The 18841-nt window shown below is 69.1% G+C and carries 18 protein-coding genes and 5 pseudogenes; 17 read left to right on the top strand and 6 right to left on the bottom strand.

Annotated features, from left to right (window positions below; translation table 11 throughout):
* Positions 1-64: 64 nt before the first annotated feature.
* Positions 65-790: a peptidylprolyl isomerase gene (locus ACIQKA_RS28315; protein ID WP_402542794.1), complete on the bottom strand. Its 726-nt coding sequence runs from the start codon at positions 788-790 to the stop codon at positions 65-67.
* Positions 791-939: 149 nt separating this feature from the next.
* On the opposite strand from ACIQKA_RS28315, the gene ACIQKA_RS28320 reads away from it, so the two are divergent.
* From ACIQKA_RS28320 to ACIQKA_RS28330, 3 genes are all read left to right on the top strand, one after another.
* Positions 940-1236, top strand: a complete 297-nt coding sequence (locus tag ACIQKA_RS28320; protein WP_402542795.1) for a hypothetical protein — start codon at positions 940-942, stop codon at positions 1234-1236.
* 576 nt (positions 1237-1812) lie between these two features.
* Complete coding sequence (locus ACIQKA_RS28325) at positions 1813-2175, top strand: YciI family protein (RefSeq protein ID WP_383154755.1); 363 nt, start codon at positions 1813-1815, stop codon at positions 2173-2175.
* A complete protein-coding gene (locus ACIQKA_RS28330; protein ID WP_402542796.1) occupies positions 2172-3425 on the top strand; it encodes an RNA polymerase sigma factor in 1254 nt (417 codons plus the stop codon). The genes ACIQKA_RS28325 and ACIQKA_RS28330 overlap by 4 nt, the downstream gene beginning before the upstream one ends.
* Before the next feature lie 124 nt (positions 3426-3549).
* Here ACIQKA_RS28330 and ACIQKA_RS28335 read toward each other — a convergent pair whose 3' ends face one another.
* Complete coding sequence (locus ACIQKA_RS28335) at positions 3550-4623, bottom strand: alpha/beta hydrolase family protein (RefSeq protein ID WP_402542797.1); 1074 nt, start codon at positions 4621-4623, stop codon at positions 3550-3552.
* An 84-nt stretch (positions 4624-4707) separates the two neighbouring features.
* On the opposite strand from ACIQKA_RS28335, the gene ACIQKA_RS28340 reads away from it, so the two are divergent.
* Together ACIQKA_RS28340 and ACIQKA_RS28345 are read left to right on the top strand one after the other, a co-directional pair.
* Positions 4708-5673, top strand: coding sequence for an ArsR/SmtB family transcription factor (locus ACIQKA_RS28340; RefSeq protein ID WP_402542798.1), 966 nt, complete (start codon positions 4708-4710; stop codon positions 5671-5673).
* Positions 5674-5708: 35 nt separating this feature from the next.
* Entirely contained in the window at positions 5709-5894 is a 186-nt protein-coding gene (locus ACIQKA_RS28345) for a hypothetical protein (RefSeq protein WP_402542799.1), read from the top strand.
* Between the two features lie 35 nt (positions 5895-5929).
* Here ACIQKA_RS28345 and ACIQKA_RS28350 read toward each other — a convergent pair.
* A protein-coding gene (locus ACIQKA_RS28350; protein ID WP_402542800.1) for an IS5 family transposase occupies positions 5930-6738 on the bottom strand; the annotation gives its coding sequence in 2 pieces (ribosomal slippage) (positions 5930-6399 and positions 6399-6738; 810 coding nt in all).
* Positions 6739-7123: 385 nt separating this feature from the next.
* Here ACIQKA_RS28350 and ACIQKA_RS28355 point away from each other — a divergent pair.
* The 8 genes from ACIQKA_RS28355 to ACIQKA_RS28390 all read left to right on the top strand — a co-directional run bounded on the left by ACIQKA_RS28355 (position 7124) and on the right by ACIQKA_RS28390 (position 11431).
* On the top strand, positions 7124-7924 hold the full coding sequence (locus ACIQKA_RS28355) for an SDR family NAD(P)-dependent oxidoreductase (RefSeq protein WP_383154769.1): 801 nt from the start codon (positions 7124-7126) through the stop codon (positions 7922-7924).
* Between the two features lie 61 nt (positions 7925-7985).
* Complete coding sequence (locus ACIQKA_RS28360; protein WP_402542801.1) at positions 7986-8315, top strand: transposase family protein; 330 nt, start codon at positions 7986-7988, stop codon at positions 8313-8315.
* Positions 8312-8974 carry a transposase family protein gene (locus tag ACIQKA_RS28365; protein ID WP_402542802.1) on the top strand — a complete coding sequence of 221 codons (663 nt, stop codon included), beginning with the start codon at positions 8312-8314 and terminating at the stop codon, positions 8972-8974. Before ACIQKA_RS28360 ends, ACIQKA_RS28365 begins: the two co-directional genes overlap by 4 nt.
* Complete coding sequence (locus ACIQKA_RS28370) at positions 8958-9137, top strand: helicase associated domain-containing protein (protein WP_402542803.1); 180 nt, start codon at positions 8958-8960, stop codon at positions 9135-9137. Before ACIQKA_RS28365 ends, ACIQKA_RS28370 begins: the two co-directional genes overlap by 17 nt.
* The gene (locus ACIQKA_RS28375) at positions 9137-9409 is read left to right on the top strand and encodes a hypothetical protein (protein WP_402542804.1); all 273 of its coding nucleotides are present in this window, start codon (positions 9137-9139) and stop codon (positions 9407-9409) included. Before ACIQKA_RS28370 ends, ACIQKA_RS28375 begins: the two co-directional genes overlap by 1 nt.
* Positions 9410-9741: 332 nt before the next feature.
* Positions 9742-10173: a hypothetical protein gene (locus ACIQKA_RS28380; RefSeq protein ID WP_402542805.1), complete on the top strand. Its 432-nt coding sequence runs from the start codon at positions 9742-9744 to the stop codon at positions 10171-10173.
* 213 nt (positions 10174-10386) lie between these two features.
* Positions 10387-11034: an Imm50 family immunity protein gene (locus ACIQKA_RS28385; protein ID WP_402542806.1), complete on the top strand. Its 648-nt coding sequence runs from the start codon at positions 10387-10389 to the stop codon at positions 11032-11034.
* Entirely contained in the window at positions 11021-11431 is a 411-nt protein-coding gene (locus ACIQKA_RS28390) for an Imm50 family immunity protein (protein ID WP_402542807.1), read from the top strand. Before ACIQKA_RS28385 ends, ACIQKA_RS28390 begins: the two co-directional genes overlap by 14 nt.
* A 118-nt stretch (positions 11432-11549) precedes the next feature.
* On the opposite strand, the gene ACIQKA_RS28395 is transcribed toward ACIQKA_RS28390, so the two are convergent.
* The 3 genes and pseudogenes from ACIQKA_RS28395 to ACIQKA_RS28405 form a co-directional block, all read right to left on the bottom strand.
* Positions 11550-12449, bottom strand: coding sequence for a GNAT family N-acetyltransferase (locus ACIQKA_RS28395; RefSeq protein WP_402542808.1), 900 nt, complete (start codon positions 12447-12449; stop codon positions 11550-11552).
* A 293-nt stretch (positions 12450-12742) separates the two neighbouring features.
* Positions 12743-13309 (bottom strand): DUF4291 domain-containing protein, encoded by a 567-nt coding sequence (locus ACIQKA_RS28400; RefSeq protein WP_402542809.1) that lies wholly within the window; start codon positions 13307-13309, stop codon positions 12743-12745.
* 295 nt (positions 13310-13604) lie between these two features.
* Positions 13605-14087, bottom strand: a pseudogene (locus tag ACIQKA_RS28405) (ABC transporter); the annotation flags it as partial.
* A 589-nt stretch (positions 14088-14676) separates the two neighbouring features.
* On the opposite strand from ACIQKA_RS28405, the pseudogene ACIQKA_RS28410 reads away from it, so the two are divergent.
* From ACIQKA_RS28410 to ACIQKA_RS28425, 4 pseudogenes are all read left to right on the top strand, one after another.
* Positions 14677-15306: pseudogene (locus ACIQKA_RS28410) on the top strand (transposase family protein); the annotation flags it as partial.
* A gap of 1179 nt (positions 15307-16485) precedes the next feature.
* A pseudogene (locus tag ACIQKA_RS28415) lies at positions 16486-16875 on the top strand (hypothetical protein); the annotation flags it as partial.
* A gap of 55 nt (positions 16876-16930) precedes the next feature.
* Positions 16931-17839, top strand: a pseudogene (locus ACIQKA_RS28420) (hypothetical protein); the annotation flags it as partial.
* Positions 17840-17849: 10 nt separating this feature from the next.
* Positions 17850-18442 (top strand): annotated as a pseudogene (locus tag ACIQKA_RS28425) (hemerythrin domain-containing protein).
* The last annotated feature ends 399 nt before the right edge of the window (positions 18443-18841 follow it).

The following is an 18841-nucleotide window of genomic DNA, read 5'->3' on the forward strand; positions in this document are numbered from 1 at the left end:
GCCGCAAGCCGACCCCGCAAACCGCCAGGCATGCTCGTCGTGGACGCGGCGACATCGCGGTGTGTCAGTGCCGCCAGGACAGCCGGACGTGGAGCAGCTCGGTCCGCAGTGCGGGTGTGCCGTCGACCGGTGCCGGGTTCTCCGCGGTCGGCTCGATGCCTCCGGCGGCAACCTTGTCGAGTGTCGCCAGACCGGCGGGACCGACCGTGCCGAACACCGTGTAGTTCGGTCGCAGTGCGGAGTCGCCGTAGACGACGAAGAACTGCGAGCCGTTCGTGTTCGGGCCGGCGTTGGCCATCGCCAGCAGGCCGCGTCCGTAGAGTCGGCGCGTGCCCGTGGGATCGGTGGCTGCGGGCGGCAGGTCCACCGGCAGTTCGTCCTTGTACTTGTACCCAGGCCCGCCTTCACCGGTGCCGGTCGGGTCGCCGCACTGCAGGACCTTCAGCGTCGGGTACGCCGTCAGGCGGTGGCACACCGTGCGGTCGTAGAAACCGTGCCGCGCCAGGTGCAGGAAACTCTGGACCGTGCACGGCGCCTTGGCCCGGTCCAAGCGCAGCGGAAGCGGGCCCTGACTGGTCGGAACAGCCAGGTCGACCGTGCCACGAGCAGGGGTGCGCCGTGGGTCGGGCGGCAGCGGAACACGGCGCGCCGGCGGCTCGTCCGGGGTCTGGGTGTACTGGCAGGGACCGTGCGTGGTGCGCGGTGGAGCGCTGTCGGAAGCGGTGGCGACACTTCCCCCGGACATCACTAACGCCGCGGCCGCGAATGCACTGATCAGTGTTCGTCTCATCTTGCACGCCCTCCCGGTGATCTCCAGGTCTTGGAGCGGTCGCAGTCTAGAGCGTGGTGTGGCCTGCGGGAGTGGGATTTCCGGCCGATCAGCGTGACCGGAGCCCCATCATTCAGACGACAACGTCATTTGGCTTTGGAATCCTTGCTGTGGTCACTTCTCTCGGTACGGTCAACCTGACTTATGGCCAGACCCTCTTGGCCACGAGGGGACTGGAGTTCCGTACCTTTGTCAGCAGGCGGGTCATCCCCTGGAACGAGGTCGCCGACATCCAGACACGGCCGCGGGTGGTCCGGAGCGGAGTCTTGTGTGATCTGCGGGTCGTCAGGGTTCGCGGGCGGTCGCTCACGATTCCGGGAACGGCCACCGGCCAGGCGTTGGATGCCGAGCTTGAGCGGAAGCAGGCAGCCATCCAGGAATGCTGGTCCCGCGCAGTCAACGGCTGATGCACCTCATACCGCGAGGGTCTCGGACACCACCGCACAAACGGCCTGCCGGAGCCCGCGGGCACGGGTCCGGTGATTCGGAGTGCCCTGATGGCGGACCGTACCGGGGTCGGGAGTGATCACATCCGCACCGTCCTGCAGGCCCGCGAGCTCGACACCGACAAAGCAGAAACGGATCTCCGGCCTCGTCTCCCTCAGCCTGGCCGAACTCAGACGCGTGACCCACCGCCTCACCCACCGCCGCCCCGCCCCAATCGACCACATCCCACACCGGTCGACCTAGCGCCGCCGACGACAACACCAAGCCCGCAACAGCCACTACAAACGACGCGACCACGCACCACCAGACGACGGTAAACCATCACAAAAGAGACCATTGCAGTACGAGGTCCACGCCGGTGTGGAGCCGGGTTGTAGCTTGATCGCTTGCGTCGCATCGGTGTTTGGGCTGCTCGACGGCGGTGCGAAAAAAGAGTTCGAAGAAAGTTGTCGTCGGATGTCGAGGACCTGTTTCCCGCTCCGACTGAGGGGTGACAGTGCGCCAACGGGGCGTGCGAAACGAGGAGGACACCCGAGATGAAGTACGTCGCGATGATCTACGGCAACCAGGCCAAGTGGGACTCCTTCCCGGCCGAGGAGTGGCCGGAGGCGATCGCCAAGCAGGAGGCGTTCAACAAGAAGTACCGCGAGAGCGGTGAACTCCTCGGCGCCTATGGGCTGGCGGACGCGGCCAACGCCCAGCTCGTGCGCCGCGAGGACGGTGTCCCGGCGGTCACCGACGGCCCGTACCTGGAGACCAAGGAGTACATCGCCAGCTTCTACATGCTCGACTGCGACAGCCTGGAGCGGGCGCAGGCGATCGCCGCGGACATGCCGTTCGCCGACGTGGAGCCGGTCGAACTGTGGCCCGTCCTGCACGAGTCCGCGGCGGACGCGTGACCGCCACGCACTCCGCCACCGAGGACCTGTTGCGCGAGCTGGCGCCGCAGGTCCTCGGCGCGCTCGTACGCCGCTACGGCGTCTTCGACGCGTGCGAGGACGCGGTGCAGGAAGCCCTGCTGGCCGCAGCCCTGCAGTGGCCGGAGGCCGGTGTCCCGGACAACCCCCGGAGCTGGCTGGTCACCGTCGCCTCCCGCAAGCTGGTCGACCAGATCCGCAGCGACAGCGCCCGTCGACGCCGTGAGGACGCCCTCGGGCTGGCCACCCCGCAGGCCGCGACGCTCGACCACACCGCCGACGCCGTGCCCGACGGGGACCGGGACGACTCGCTGGCCCTGCTGTTCCTGTGCTGCCACCCCGCGCTGTCCCCGGCCGGCCGGATCGCGCTGACCCTGCGCGCGGTCGGAGGTCTGACCACCGCGCAGATCGCCGCGGCCTTCCTGGTGCCCGAGGCGACCATGGCTCAGCGCGTCAGCCGCGCCAAACAGACTGTCAGGGCGTCCGGTGTCTCCCTGGCCGTGCCGGAGGGGACCGATCTCACCGAGCGGTCGGCCGAAGTGCGGCACGTGCTCTACCTGATCTTCAACGAGGGGTACACCGCCACGGGCGGCGCCGACCTGACCGCGCCGGAGCTGTCCGCCGAGGCGATCCGGCTCACCCGGATGCTGCACCGCCTGACGCCCGACGACGCCGAGACCGCCGGTCTCCTCGCGCTGATGCTGCTGACCGAGGCGCGCCGCCCCGCCCGTACCACCCCGACCGGGGAGCCGGTGCCGCTGGCCGAACAGGTCCGCGGCCTGTGGGACCGGCGGCTCGTCGCCGAAGGGGTCGACCTCATCAGCAGGACGCTGCCGCGCGGCCGGGTCGGACCGTACCAACTGCAGGCCTCCGTCGCGGCCGTGCACGACGAGGCCGAGGACGCCGACGCCACCGACTGGCCCCAGATCCTCGCCCTGTACGACCTCCTGGAACGGTTCGGGCCGAACCCGGTGGTCACCCTCAACCGCGCGGTAGCCGTCGCCATGGTCCACGGCCCGGCCGCCGGACTCGACCTGGTCACCGCGCTGGAGGCCGACAAGCGCATGGCCCGCCACCACCGCCTGCACGCCACCCGCGCCCACCTCCTGGAGCTCCTCGGCGAGCACGGGGCCGCGGTGGTCTCCTACCGCGAGGCCGCCCGCCGCGCCACCAGCGCCCCCGAGCGCCGCCACCTCACCGCCCGCGCGCACCGCCTCGAGACCCGCACGTGACGCGTCCTGCCGGCGGAGGGGTAAGCGCGGACGCTACTCCGACTGAGGCCGCCGTCGTTTGCCGACAGACGTCCGGTGCACCTGTGAGCTGGAGCGGACGGCTCGCCGCCGCCTCGTGGTCCTGTTACGACAGATGACGGGCGAAGAAGGTCCCCACCCGGCGCCGTACCTCAGCGAGTGTCACCGCAGGGTCGCCGGTACCGACGAGCGCGGTCCGCGCCGTCGCTGTCACCAGGCCGGAAGTCTGGAGTCGGGGGACGAGCGGACCGTAGTCGGTGAACGCCCAGTGGTTCGCGCCGCAGAGCAGCACACGGCGTCCGGGAAGGCCCGCCCAGGACGACTCGATCCGGACGGCGCCGTCGAATCCGTCGGTGCGGAACAGCAGCAGCGGCTGATCGAGGCCGGCCGGCGTCGGACACAGGTCGAGATAGCCCTCCAGGTTCGCCACCGCGCCGACCCGGCGGTCGTCACGGGCCGCGTACACCGCCGCCGTGCCGCCTGCGGAGTGCCCGTACAGCCCGATCCGGCGGGAATCCATGGCCGATGCGAGCGGAAGGTCGTCGAGTCGGTCCAGGACCAGCCGGAGGTCCGCAATCCGGGTGTCCACCATCGTGCGGAAGGTCGCCGGGTCCGGTGGCCCCCACAGGACGGTCGGCCGCAGTCCGGTCGGCAGCTCCACCTGTGAAGCGTCACCGGGGTGGTCGACGAGGACGACCACTCGGCCGTGGCTCGCCAGGTCCTCGGCGAGGGTGGTGCCGAGCGTGCGGGAGTCACCGCCGCCCGGTGAGTACACCAGCACCGGCCGTCGCCCGGGAAGCGGCGGCGCGCCCGCATACCCGTGGGTGAGGACCGAACCCCAGTCCACCATTCCAGGCTGCGGCAGCCCGGGATGGACGTGGGGCGCGAGGCCGGCGAACTCCCTGGCCTCGGCCGGGGTGAGCTGAGGGGCCCGGGGGAAGCCGCGTACCGATCGGGCCGGGTACAGGACGGTCAGCATCAGCTCCCGCACACCGCCCACCCACGGATCGGTCCGGGACGGGTCCGTCAGATGGACCGTCCGCATGCCGACGGGGTACGGGCCGGCGGGCGCAGGCAACCGGAGGACCGGGCCGCCACCGGATGCGGACGCAGCCGTGGGCAGCAGGGCGGCGGCGCTCCCGAATAGGGTGCCCTTCAAAATAGTGCGTCGCGAAGTCATACGACCATCCTTGGTGCGGGGCCGTCACGACGCGAAGGTTCAGGCCCTGGCCGAAAGGCTGGCCCAGGACGAGGAGCTGTGCGAGTGCTGCGAGTCCACTTCACCGCGGAGGACTTCGCCCGTATCCGGTTCGCACCCCGCCCAGCGCCGCTCCAGGAACTGCACGCAGCCCTGACGGCAGCCGTGACCCAGCGTGGCGGGCCGCTGTTCGCGCCGTGGCGCGGCCGCATCCTGCGCTCCCTCCCAGCCGCAAGCAGCCCGCTCTCCGATCTGGTTCCCGCAGGCCGCCCGCCCTCCTTCCTCGACGTCATCGGCCACACCATGCCCGACAGCTTCGAACAGATCCGAGCCACCAGCCCCGGTCTCGTCCGAGTCGAGCTGGAGCGGGTCTACGGGACGGCGCCCGTTCCTCGCTGGATCCGGGACCTGCACGCGGGCGACGAGGCCGCGTGGCACACCCTGCACCGCGCCCAGCAGGCCGCGTTCGAGACGGTCCTCGCCCCGGTCTGGTCCGTCGTGCAGGATCTGCACCGTGAGGAATTCACCCGCTACGCCCTAACGGTCGCCGAGCATGGCGTGGCAGCCGCCTTGACCGCCCTGGCCCCGGGCAGCCAGCTCCACGAGGGCGTGTGGGAATGGTCCGGCACGGCGCCTGACCGCGACGTCTGCCTCAACGGGCGTGGCCTGGTTCTGCTACCCACCTTCCACCACCCGGCGGGCCCCCTTCTCCAGGACACCCCAGGCCGTCCCGCGGTCCTGACATACCCGGCCGGCCCCGGGCTCCCACCCACCGCGGGGACCCCCGTCGTCTCCGCCGAGGCCCTCGCCGCGATCCTGGGCCGCACCCGACTGGACGCCCTGCGCCTCCTCGCCGAGCCCCACACCACGACGTCCCTGGCCCGCGCCCTCCACGTCAGCAACGCGACGGCTTCATCCCACGCGGCCACGCTGAGATCGGCAGGCGTGGCGACGACGACCCGCGCAGGCCGCTCGGTCACCCACCAGCGCACAGCCCTCGGCACCCTGGTTGCGGGCGCTTGGCCGCCGTAGTTCACCACAGGACAGAGCCGACGATCGCCCCTCAGGTGAGGTACCTGAACACGTTCGCCGAGGAGGTCGGCAGGGAGCGGTCCGACGCCGAGTCCGCCAAAGTGATCAAGAGCAGCGACCTCGCCTCACGCGCTCCCCGGCAGCGGTGCGCGACGGCTTCGAAGCGGCTGACCAAGGCAAGAGCCCGCAAGATCATCACCACGCTGGTCGGCCGCACCTAGGGTCTGTCTCTTTGATCGGACTTTAACTGATCGTTTCAGAATGAGGTTCGGAGTCGTCGCAAGCAGATGATGCCGCAGGCGAGTGGGAGCAGGCCGAGGTGGAGGTCGGCGCGTATCTCGTAGCGGATGCGCAGGCGTTTGAACCGGTGGAGCCAGGCGAAGGTCCGCTCGACGACCCAGCGGGCCTTGCCCAGGCCGGAGCTGTGAGGGACGCCGCGTCGGGCGATCTTGGGCGTGATGCCGCGGGCCCGCAGGGTGCGCCGGTATTTGTCGTCGGCGTAGCCGCGGTCGGCGAACGGCCGGCCCGGCCGGTGCCGCGGTCTCCTGCGGAGTCCTCGGATGCCGGGTATCACGTCCAGCAGGGGCGTCAGCCGGGTGACGTCGTGCCTGTTTGCGCCGGTCAGCGTGACGGCGAGGGGTATGCCGTGGCGGTCGGTGATCAGGTGCTGCTTGCTGCCCGGCCGGGCGCGGTCGACCGGCGAAGGTCCGGTGTGAGCCCCCCTTCGAGCGCCCGGACGTGCGAGCCGTCGATCGCGCAGTCGTCCATGTCCGGCAACCCTGCCTTGCGCAGCTCGGCCAGAAGGACTTCGTGCAGGCGGGGCCAGACACCGGCCTCGGTCCAGTCCCGCAACCGCCGCCAGGCGGTCACCCCACTGCAGCCGGTCCGCTCGGCGGGCACGTCTCTCCAGCTGACGTTCTTGCGCAGCACGTACACGATGCCCCGAAGAGCCGCACGGTCGTCCGCCGGCAGACGCCCCGGATACCGATGACGCCGCGGAGGCCGGGGCGGCAGCAGCGGGGCGACGCGTTCCCACAGGTCATCAGGCACAAGATCATCCGACACCCACACCACTCTGCCGCCATCAAGCCCGAACGCAAACCCCGAGCAGCGAACCCATGCTGAAACCATCAGTAAGGCCGGACGAGAGAATGACGTAGGTGCCCTGTGTGCATTGACCATTTCCCCTGGGAGCTCTTCGGCGCGGCCTGTCTTGTGGCACGGCGGATCCTGCGGTGCGCGAGACCTCGCGGGTCATGTCGGGCGCCGCGACGGCCAGGGTTGGCTGGGGGCTGGTCCGTGTGAGTGAAAGGTTTTTCCAAACCGGCTGACGGATGCTGTGGGACGGGCACAGAAACTGCATGCGGCCATAGTCATGGCGGGCTTGCGTCCTGACCGAATGGCAGGTGTCCCTGCATCCGCCCCGCCTCCAGGACGGAAGTGTTTTGATATGAGTACCACCAAGTTTTTTGCCCTTGTTACGGGCGCCTCCAGCGGCATCGGCTTTGAGCTGGCCAGGCAGCTGGCCGAACGCGGCTATGACCTCGTCATCAGCGCCGAAGACGATACCCGACTTCAGCATGCGGCCGAACAGATCCGAGCGGTTGGTGCGCAAGTGGAGGTGATCCGGGCCGACCTGCGCGATCACGAGCAGACCGAAACACTTTTCGCCCGGGCCACTTCCCTGGGGCGGCCGCTCGACGTCGTCGTCCTGAACGCCGGTGTCGCCCGTGGCGGTGCGTTCGTCGACACCAGCCTGACGGACGAACTGGAGATCATCGACCTCAACATCCGCTCCACCGTGCACCTGGCCAAGCTCGTCCTGCGCGACATGACCGCTCGCGATACCGGCCGCGTCATGATCACCTCGTCCACCGCCTCGGCGATGCCCGGAGCCTTCAACAGCGTGTACAACGCCTCGAAGTCGTTCCTGCAGTCCTTCGCCCAGGCCCTGCAGAACGAACTCAAGGACAGCAGTGTCACCGTGACCTCCTTGATGCCCGGCCCCACCGAGACCGACGTCTTCCGCCGCGCCGGGATGGACGACACCAGGGTCGGCCGCATGGACAAAGACGATCCCGCTCAGGTTGCCCACCAAGGCCTGGAGGCCCTCTTCGCCGGTAAGGACAAGACTGTCGCAGGCTCGGTCAAGACCAAGGCACAGGCTGTCGCCAATAAAGTGCTGCCTGACAGCATCAAGGCGAAAGTTCACCGCAAGATGGCCGAACCCGACTCCGATGCGGAAGGCTGACGAGCTCGTGCACGGTCAGCGGTGAGACGTCGAACCGCGGATGGTCGATCACGGTCGGGGGGTGGTGACCGTGACTCGTGCAGCGATCGTCAGCAGTCGGCGGATCACGGGCCTGTCGGCCGATGTGATCGCTGAACACGCTGCGAACCTGGGCCTGTTGTGGCATGAGTATCACCAGGCGAAGCTGGTCTCCCGGCCGCGGCAGCGTGCCGTGGGCGCCGGCGCGAAGCACCGGCTGGTGTTCGTCGACCGACTCCTGGCCACCCTTGTCCGTCTCCGTCACGCGGCCACTCACGATGTGCTGGCCTGCTGGTTCGAAGTGGACCGCTCCACCATCACCCGAGCCGTCGGCGAGGTGCGGCCCTGCTCGCCGAGCGGGGGTGCACCGTGAGTCCCGGCGTCCGGCTGCGAACCCTGGCCGAGGTCGTCGACCACCTCGGCGCCAGTGGCCAGACCGGCATCATCGACGGCACCGGGATCCGGGTCCGACGGCCAGCCGCCGGACGCAAGGACCGCGACGTGTCCATCTCCGGCAAGAACAAGCAGAACGCCGTCAGGACCATGGCCCTCACCGACCAGAACGGGCGGGTGCTGTTCTGCAGCCCGACCAGGCCTGGAAGCTGCGCGGACATCACCCACGCCCGCCAGTTGGGCCTGGTCAAGCTCCTGGTCGGCGGTCCAGCGGTCGAGATCCTCGCCGATGCCGGCCACCAAGGTCTCGGAGCCCAGACCAGCGGACGTGTGGTGACACCCCCGCACCGGAGGTTCAGGAAGAACGCCCCGGACCGGTACGAGGAGACGCACGAGCGACAGCGCAAGGCGCATTCCTCGTGCCGCATCCGGGTCGAGCACGGCATCGCCCACCTGAAGAACCGGCGGGCACTGGCCCGCCACCTCGGCCGCCGTGAGCACATCAGCGACAGCGTCCAAGCCGTCGCCGGCCTGCTGTCCCAGCAGCAGACCGCAGACCTGGCCCCCGACGACAGAGGTGAGCACCGGTCCCGCCGAAGCCCTCGACGTCTCACCGCTTACCGTGCACGAGCTCGTTAGGAAGCACGTCGAAACCGTCGTCCTCGGCGACGCCGAGGGCCAGGAGCGGCGGGAGGTGTCGCTCAAGTTCGGTGCGTGGATCGGCAACCAGCTCACCCGGGCGGCGACGCTGACGCCGGAGCGGATCGAACAACTCTCCAAAATCGGGATGAGGTGGGCGTGATGGGCGTGGTCGTGGCGCTCGCAGCCGGCCACCTCCTCGGCCGGGCATGGCCGTGGCGACGCCCGGGTGACTGCGCTGTCGGCAAGTTCCGTTCTACCGGGCCGTGGGTGCTCGGCGGCTGGGGCCGTCAGGCCGTTCTGATCCTGGCCCATCTCCTCGCCGCGCGCGAGCCGCCAGATCGCGCGGGCCTTGGCCGCGAAGAAGCCGGCACCGGTGTCGGTGGCTGTGCCCGTGCGCGATCCGCAGTGGGCGGCGCGGCGGGACCGGGATGACGAAGGAGGAACGGCATGAACGCGGGTCGTACGACGCGGACGCCTACAAGCGAGAGCCGGCCCGGTCCGCCGGCACCAGGACGACGCGGTGAACGCCCGCCTGGCAGTGTTCCGCGCCCTGCCGCCGCCGGGGTGCCGGCCGGGCGCGCGGACGAGCTCGTCGCGGCGCTGGAGGTCGGAGCACTCGCCGAGGCCCACACCTGGATCGCGGAGAACAGCGCCCCCCAAGGGGTCGAGGAGCGGTTCGAGGACGGCTGGGACGAAGGCGTTGCACCGTTCATAGGCTGTGAGTTGGAATCGATGTTCCCGACCCGGCCCCTGGAGAAGTTCCGATGATCGGAAAGATCAGTCTTACCGTCGTGGCGGCATCACTCGTGCTGCTCGTCGGCTGCAGCGGCTCGCAGGACACGGCCGACGCGCCGCGGTCCAGCACCTCAACCGGAACACCATCGCCTGCCTCTGCGGAGGGCCACAACGGCGTAGTCAAATGCGCCGACCGGCCCGGACCGTCTGATGCGGACAGGCAGTACGGGGAAGGCACCTACCGTGTTCCCGAAGACATGTGTCCCGGCACCTACTCCACGCTCGGTGCGGTCGACGCTTCCGCGGGCCGGTGCAGCATCGCCAACGACTCGACCAAACCGGGTGCCAAAGTGAAGGCGCGCTACATCCCGGCAGGCGAGATGGCGACCTTCGAAGTCGAACTCGTGGACGAACAGATCAAGATCTCCAAGAACTGCGAACCCTGGCTCCGTGTCGAGTAGCCATCAAGCCCGTCCGGCACCAAGAAGTGACGCTTGACGCCAGCAGCCGATCCTTGGCTGGGCCGGTGCCGACTTTCATGAGGGTTGGTGAGACCGGCTGTTCTCGGTTGATGGCTGGCGGAGGGTCTCACCATCGCTGCCGGTGAGCGGGCGGTGGGAGTACGGGACGAGGTCGCGGTCAAAATACTGGGCGCCGGCGCCGTACGGACAGCGATGCCTGAGACGGCGATCTCCGGCAGCACGGCGGCAGACCGGATCGCCCGGTATGCCGAGCATGCGCGGGCAGAAGACGGGCGGTACTTTCTGGTCGGCCAGCCCAAAACCCTGCTCATCGTCAAAACGGACAAATCAAAAGCGCGGAGAAGCATTATTACGATGACCTGGACTGATCTCGTTCCCAACCGGGACGTCTTCGCGCCGTACTACGACGAGGTTCCCGAGCTGTCGGGGGTCCGGGTGCGGTCGGTGCACCTCGATGCCTGGGGCTCGGTGGTCACGCTGCGCCTGGACCTCGCCCGGTTTCCGGAGCGCTGGGACCGCGAGCCAGGTGACACCCTGCAGTGTCACCTCGCGTTCTTGCACGTGGAGGACTTCGAGATGACGGGGTGGCGGCCGCCGGTGACCGCCGACGTCGTGCTCACGCCACTCCCCCGGCACCGGCTGGCCGTACGGGTGGCGGCGCCGGGGCTCGACCTGGCGTACACCTCCAACGCGACTGTACTGGCAGGGCGCCTGAGCGTCTTCACCCTGGACCCGGACGGCGAGGACTCGGGCCCGCACCAGTTCACGAGCATCCTGGAACGCAAGTTCTTCCCCACCGTCCCCGCAACCCATGTGAACACCTTCCATGAGCACCTCTGACATGAACCTCCCCCTCTGGCTCGAGCTGGCGGCGCTCTACGAGACGCCGCCGGACCTCTCCTCCTGCCCGCTGTACTACGTGCACGTCGACGAGCGGGACACCTCGGTCACCCTCGGCTTCGAGACCTCGCGACTACCGGACCACCCCAGGCCGGAATGGGAGAGAGAGCAGCACAACACGCTGCGGTTCTTCGTCGTGTTCACCGGCGCGGACGAGCTGTGCATTACGGGCATCGCAACGGAAGATCCGGACGCGCGCGACCGCACGGTGGACATCGTCGTGACCGATACCGGCCGGCAGCGGGTCTCGGTGACCAGCGAGAAGCGCTCCCTCACCTTCTCGGCCTCAGCATCTACGGTGACCCAAATCCGCGTATATCTCCAAGGCTCACTGTGAGGGACATAGCCTGACGGCGAGATGGTGACCACTGGTAACAGCACAGGTCCCGAGTGTCGCTGACAAGGGGGCCGGGCCCGATCTTGGGCCGGCCCCCTCAGCACGTACCTACTTCTCGCTAGGCCGCTTGGCCGGCCGGGTGAAAGTTGATGCGTTCACGGATGATGGGGAAGCCCGCCTTGGCGAAGTTCGCCGCCATGGGGAAGTTGCCCTGGTCCGTTGCTCCGCTGACGAACTCCGCGCCCTGCTCGACGAGGAAGCGGGTGCACTCCGCGAGGAGGTCGTAGGCGTAGCCGTGACCGCGCTGTTCGGGTACGACTCCGATGAAGCCGATGGTCGGGCCGGAGGGGTTGTGGGCAGGGATGTGGATGCCGGCCAGGTCGCCCTCCGGCGTGTACGCCGTCTGCCACCACTCCCGCGGGGAGGGGCACCAGTGGAAGAAGTCGAGTTCCTCCTGGGCGGCCTGGTCGGGGCCGCCTTCCTCGACGGCCTTGAGCGCGTGAGCGTCCAGGGTGGAGGAGTGGATGCGGCGCAACGCGTCGAAGAACACGGTGTCGTCGGGTTCGGCGCTGAAGCGCAGCCGTCCGGGCCGTTCGGGCAGGCCTTGCTCCGGGGTCCAGCGGTACAGGAAGCGTTCCACCAGGAGTTCGTACCCCGCGGCCCGCGCGGCGCCAAAGCGCGCTTCGGCGGCGGCGCGCAGGTCGAGCTTGTCCCGCCAGCCTCCCGGCAGGTTGATCTCCAGTTCGACCTGCCAGGGGGCGGAGCGCAGGAGCTCCGCCCCGGCCGCCTCCTGTCCTTCGGCCACGTCGAACCAGTTGATGTTGACGGGATCCGAGTCCTCGGGCCCGCCCCACCATGCGCCGCGTGCAACGACCTTGTCGTCACGCAGGACGACGCGCTTCCAGTCGGGGCGGTACCGGGTGAGCCGATGTGCTTCACGGGCTCCCAGGGGGTCGGGGAGCGCGTCGAAAAGGTGAGCGTCGCTCGCAGAGAGAGAGCGGATGACCGTATCGGTCATGGATTCCTCCGGGGTGCAGGCTGATTGGAGCGCTCCCGGTCAAAACCCGCACAACACGCCGGGACGGCGGAAGAGGGAGCGCTGGAAAGGTGTGAACCGCACGGCACTCGCCTCCTTTCATCCGTCTCAGGGCGTGAAGCGACACAGTAAGTCACCTACCGCAGAACCGTCCACGGATTTCCCTGCATCCTGACCTTCGACACCCAGACATGAAGATCGAGATCTACGGCTGGACCATCGGAGGGCGTGTCAGAAGTGCCCGTGATGTGGTGGCCGATGCTCACCGATGGCGGTCATCCACCTGGGGAAACGGCGTCTTCCAACGTCCGGGGCATGGGGTAGGCGCGCTCCGCAGGAAACAGCCGCTGCGCCTTGGTGGCGTGCCCGGTCTGTATGAGTGTCGAGGCTTTGCGGATCCGAGGGGTGAGGTCGGTGAGGCTGACGATCCAGTCGTCGGTGAACGTGCGGATCAAGCGGCGGCCGATGCCGACCTGGATGCTGTAGTGGTTCAGGGCCGCTCCACGCGGCGAGCGCTCCGGGTCCCACTGGACGTGTACGGCTGACTGGGCCACCACCGCCGGGTCGGCGGTCGTCAGCACGGCCTGGGCCAGGGCCTCCTCCCAGCCCTCCCGGGTGATCCGCACGGCGAGAACACGTTCCTGGCCAGGTTTGCGGGCCCAGTTGCTGCGGTGCATCAGCCACATGAGCGACGGCTTGATCCACGTCATCCGGTGGAACGAGAACGGCGCCACGAAGCGGCCCGCCCGCAGTGCCGCGTCAGCGATGGCAGGCGAGTACGCCTGATAGACCACGATCGTGCGGGCGTCGTAGTCGGCACGAATCTGATACTGGGGCGCCATGCGCCGCACCCTGCCATCCGGTCCGCCGACAGGGCGATCCATTTCACCCTGCCGTCCCCGGGGGCCGGTTCGCATGCGCGGCTCGGAGCCACTCGTTGATGGCCGCGGCAAGGACGGTCGCCCCGTAGCGAACCGCGAGCTCGTCGTAGCGCGTGGACACGGCCCGGTGTCTCTTGAGGCGGTTGATGCCGCACTCGGCCGATGCCGTGCCTTTGCGGACCGGAACGCGGCATGGCGAGCGCGCGCCCCCGCGCTCCGAAGCCGGCTGCCCGGTGCCCAGCCGCTCACACTGCTGTCAGGAGCGCGTGAGCCGGGCCGCGAGACAGGGGGCGGTGGCGCTGCGCCGGGCCTTCGCCACTTTGGCCGGCGGGCCTGCCGCGACCACCCGCCCGCCCTTGTCGCCGCCGCCCGGGCCGAGGTCGACGACCCAGTCGGCGGTGGCGATCGCGTCCAGGTCGTGCTCGACGAGGACGACCGTGTTGCCGGCGTCGACGAGCCGGTGCAGCTGTCGCAGCAGGAGCGCGGTGTCCGCGGGGTGCAGCCCCGCCGTCGGCTCGTCGAGCAGGTAGAGCGCGTGCCCGCGGCGGGCTCGTTGCAGTTCGGTGGCCAGTTTGATGCGTTGCGCCTCACCGCCGCTGAGTTCCGTCGCGGGCCGGCCCAGCCGCAGGTACCCCAGCCCCACCTCGCGCAACGTCTCAAGGCCGCGGGAGGCGGCGGGGAGGTCGGACAGGAACTCGGCGGCGGCGTCGACGGACAGCGACAGCACTTCCGCGATGCTCTACACCCGGTGTCTCACCCGAACCCGCCCCGACCAGCCAGGTGCCGTCCCGGTCATCGCCGTACGGCGTTCCGCCGCCCTGGCAGCTCCGGTTGTCGTGCTCGACCCCGACGGGGACTTTCAGGCTGAGGCCTGAACGCTCTGGCTGGGCCACCACATCAAAGGCCGATGCCCCAGGAAGATGTGGCGCATCGGCCTTTCGTGTTTCCAGACCTTGTCCTGCGCCGTCCGGACCCGACGCGAGTTCCTCAACCGGGTGACGGTGGCCCCGCCCTAGATGGCTTCTCGCAGTCAAGCCTTCTCATCTGCAGGAGAAGACGGGCGTCCTCAGCACGAAGGCCACCAACCATGAGGTGGACCGAGACCTGTGTGTCCGGTGCTCACCAGCCGGTGAGGTCCAACAGATACCGGCAGTGCGAATCGTCGCCCGAGTCGAAGGTTCTCGATTCTTCGCCGAGCAGCGAGCGTTTTCAGCGTGGCCACTGATCGAGTGTCGCCGCTCAGGTCGAGGTGAGGGCCGCACCGCACAAAGCCCCCGCGCCGTTGAGGGAGGTGTTCGACGCCTCAACCCACCTGCACAGCAACCCTGTTGGTTCCCTGTCCTGCCGCACTCGACCTTCCTCACGCCCTGGTCGAGTGGGTCACCATGCTCATCGTCACCCGCGAGGGTGACCGCCGCTGCAAGCTCCCACCGCACCAGCGTGCGCTCGTCGCTCTGGTGCACCTGCGCCGCCACGACACTATCACCAGGATCACGACCGGCTTCGGGATATCCGTCGGCACCGCCCACGCATACGTCACCGCCGTGACCGGCCTGCTCTCCGAACGAGCCCCCGGCCTGCTCAAAACGCTGCGCGAGCACGATCCGGAGTTCGTCCTGCTGGACGGGCCCCTCGCCGAATGCGACCGCGTCGGCGACAGCCGGGCCAGCTACTCGGCCAAGCACCGCCGGTACGGCGTGAACGTCCAGGTCCTCACCGATCCGACGGGCGAGCTGCTGTGGATCTCGCCCGCGCTGCCCGGTCGCAGCCACGACCTGACCGCGGCCCGTACTCACCACATCATCCGAATCTGCGAGCGCCGGGGCATTCCCGTCCTCGCCAACCGTGCCTACCAGGGTGCCGGTTCCTGGGTCACCACTGGACTCACACGTCCACCGGGTGGCGAGCTCACCCCCACCCAGCGCACCGTCAACCGGGCCCCGGCCGCAGCCCGGGCAGCACCGTTCTGCTCGCCCGCGGCGTTCTGGCCGGGCGTATCCATTTCGATCAGTTGGTCGGCTCGGGCACCATCGCCGTCAGCCTTCTCGCCCTCACCTGGCTCCCGTGGCCCGCACCTCTGGGAGAGGCCTCGCAGTGTTGATCCAGCGCTGGGACACTGCCCCGGGCGAGGCAGAACGGCAGGTTCGGACCGCGGGCAGCCGCGACTTCGGCATCCGCAGCGTCAGCGGTTTGCGTGGAGAGGCGTCGATGAGCGTACTCGTCTACTCCGCCATCGGCGGCTGGGCAGCACGTGGGAGAGCGTGCGTCGCACCGCGCCCACCCGTCCTCACCCCACCGTGTCGCGTCGTCCCCCGGGCAACGCCCTGGCCGGTCTCCCCCTCAGCGCCTTCGACCGGACCCGTGACGCGTTCTCCCTCCTCGCCGGGCCACACGGCCGTTCGCTCGCCACCACCTTCGCGGCAGCGGCCCTCGGCGCTTGTCTGGTCACCGCCCTCCGACGCCGGGGGCACTGAACGGCCGGGGCACGGAGCCGCACGGCCTTGAGGAAGACTTGGGCCTCTTTCCGTCTCTCCAATGGGTGGGACGGTTCTGCCCTGGCCGTCTCTCCTCGAACTTGTCCGGTCAGTCCGGCGGGGATCGGCACGGTGTGCAGCGAAACATCGCGTTCACCAGTCGGGGTGGACGTCGTGGCTGTCACAACAGATACCGATCCCGGTGATCCGGGGCGGAAAACAGTCGGGGCCGGAACAGTCACGGACGTAGGCAGCGGATTCTTCGGCGTCGTCGGTAACGATGACGGCACCGGCCTTCTGTGCGGAGCACAGGGCGTGGGTCCAATGCGGTCCTCGGTGACCGGTGCGGTGGTCGGGTGTTTTGCATGGAGCCATCGGATACCCACCGTCGTAAAGCCGCGGTCGTGTGCCCGCGCTCGGGGAGCAAGGGCGCCGGATAGGTGTCGAACAGTTCGAAATACCTGCTACGAAGTTCCTTGAACATCCGCTCTTACGCCCTCGCTCCACCGCTCCACCACGGCGTGAAGCGCGCTTCCCAGGGGCATGTCCCCTCCGGTTTCGACCGCCCCGCCCCACGCCGGAGAAACTCCGCCGGAGCAGGGCATCAAAGCCGAGCGGCCGTTCCCTTCGGCCGACCCGGCCACCACCGCCTCGGGAGGAACGATGCAGCCGAGTGCCACGGTCCTGGTCTACAGCGACGACGCGAACACGCGCGCAGGCGCGGCTCGCGGCCGGGCGCAGGCCCGCGGCCGACGTCCCCCCGGTCGAGTTCGTGGAGTGCGCCACGCTTCCCGCGGTCCTCGCGCGCCTGGGCGAGGGCGGGATCGACGTCTGCGTCCTGGACGGCGGGGCCGCACCGGCGGGCGGCATGGGGGTCTGCCGGCAGATCAAGGACGAGGTGTTCCGCTGCCGGCCGGTGCTGCTCATCGGGCGCCCGCAGGACGCCTGGCCGGGCACCTGGAGCCGCGCGGACGCCGCGGTCACCCTCCCCCGGTGGAACCGGTCGAGTTCGCGGCGTCCCTGGCCTCCCTGCTGCGCCCGTCCGCTTCGGTAGCGGGTTACGAAGCAGCACTGCGGCCCCCAACGACTACGGAAGGTAATAAATGGTTCGACGGTCGCCTATGAGCTGGTGGCCGTGGACCTGACGGCCTGGGTGGCCCGGATGGAGCCGGACCCGTACCTGAAGCAGGCGTACCAGTTCGGGGTCCTGGAGGACTTCGACCACCTGTACCGGTACGCGAACCTGTACGAGATGATCGAGCACCGCAAGGCGGAGTCGATCGTCGACGGCCTGACGGAGGTCATGCCGGGCCGGCCGACGAAGTTCCACCACCGCAACCCGGTCGACAACGTCCGCGACCCCTACGACAAGGACGCGACGAACCCGCTGTCGAAGCTGCACGCGTTGACGATCATGTCGACCGAGCAGCAGACGATGAACTTCTACAGGAACACCGGCCCCACCTCCATGGAGCCGATCGCCCGGCAGCTCTACCAGGAGATCGGGCTCATCGAGGAGGAGCACGTCACCCACTACGAGTCGCTCGTCGACCCGGGCGAGACGTGGTGGGAGCAACTGGTCAACCACGAGTACAACGAGTGCTATCTGTACTACTCCTTCATGGAGCAGGAGAGCGACCCGAGGGTCAAGGCGATCTGGGAGCTGCACCTGAACATGGAGCTGGAGCACCTGCACATCGCCTGCGACCTGATGCGCCGCCACGACGGTCGCGACCCGGAATCGGTGCTGGCCCCCGAGCTGCCGAACGTGGTGACCTTCGAGCCGAACAAGGCCTACCTGCGCGAGCTGCTCGGCACCCAGATGGACCTCACCACCCTGGGCGCCGGCTACGTGCGCGAGGCGCACGAGCGGTTCGAGCAGATGCAGGCGCAGATCCGCGGCGGCGAGGAGCCTCCCAGCGAACGGGTCATGGCCGAGCACGACGCGATGTCCGGCCGGGAGTACCGCGTGCAGTCCGAGGGCGAGCACCCCGACCCCGCCATGTGCGAGAAGTGAGGGCCGCAACGTGTCCGAACTCCACACCCCCCACGCCGGTGACGACCGGGCTCCCGACATCGACGTGGTCGCGCTGCTGATGCGCCAGCACGGCGACATCCGCAACCTCTTCGACGAGGTCGAGGCGGCGACCGGTGACGAACGCCGTGACGCCTTCCGCCGGCTCGTGCGGCTGCTCGCGGTCCACGAGACGGCGGAGGAGGAGGTCGTCCATTCCTTCGCCCGGCGCAACCTGGTCGACGGTGAGCAGGTCGTCGAGGACCGGCTCGCCGAGGAGAAGGCGGCCAAGGAGGCCCTCACGGCACTCGATGACCTCGATACCGACGACCCCCCTTCACGCCCCGGCTGCTGCGGCTGCGCGCGGACGTCCAGGAGCACGCCCGCGCCGAGGAACGCTACGAGTTCACCCACATCCGCCGCAGCGCCGGCGTGACCGACCTCGCCGCCATGGCCAAGGCCGTCAAGGCCGCCGAGGCGATGGCACCCACACGACCCCACCCAGGGGTCGAGTCCGCGGCCGCCAACATGACCCTCGGACCCGTCGCCGCGCTGATGGACCGCACCAGGGACGCCGTCCGCAAGGCCATGGGCAAGGACGGCTGACCCCTCCCCCGCACCACGGCGCAAAAGGCGCGGGACGCGGCCCGGCGGGATCCGTCGCGGGTACCTCGTCCCGCCCCGGGCGAACCACCGCCCGGGGCCGGACGAGCCCTCCGGAAACGACTGTGACCGCAAATCCAGCCGAAGGGCGCAGATCACTGAACTCGCAGCTCAAGAGGGTTCGTCATAGCACTTCCCCAACGAACTCGTGCACAGGAAGCAGTGAGACGTCGGGTTCCCGGTGAGGCTCGGTGTTCAGGTCTGTCGTGCAGGCGTCAGGTCTGCGGCCTGCTGAGGGAGAGCAGGCCGGCGACGGCCTGGACCGCGTCGCTCATGTGCTCGCGGTGGCCGAGGTGGCGGTGCCTTGTCGTATCGACTTCACGTACGCCGCGGCGACGGAAC

It is taken from the genome of Streptomyces sp. NPDC092045 (genome assembly GCF_044756005.1).
In the GTDB taxonomy this organism is placed as follows: Bacteria; Actinomycetota; Actinomycetes; order Streptomycetales; family Streptomycetaceae; genus Streptomyces.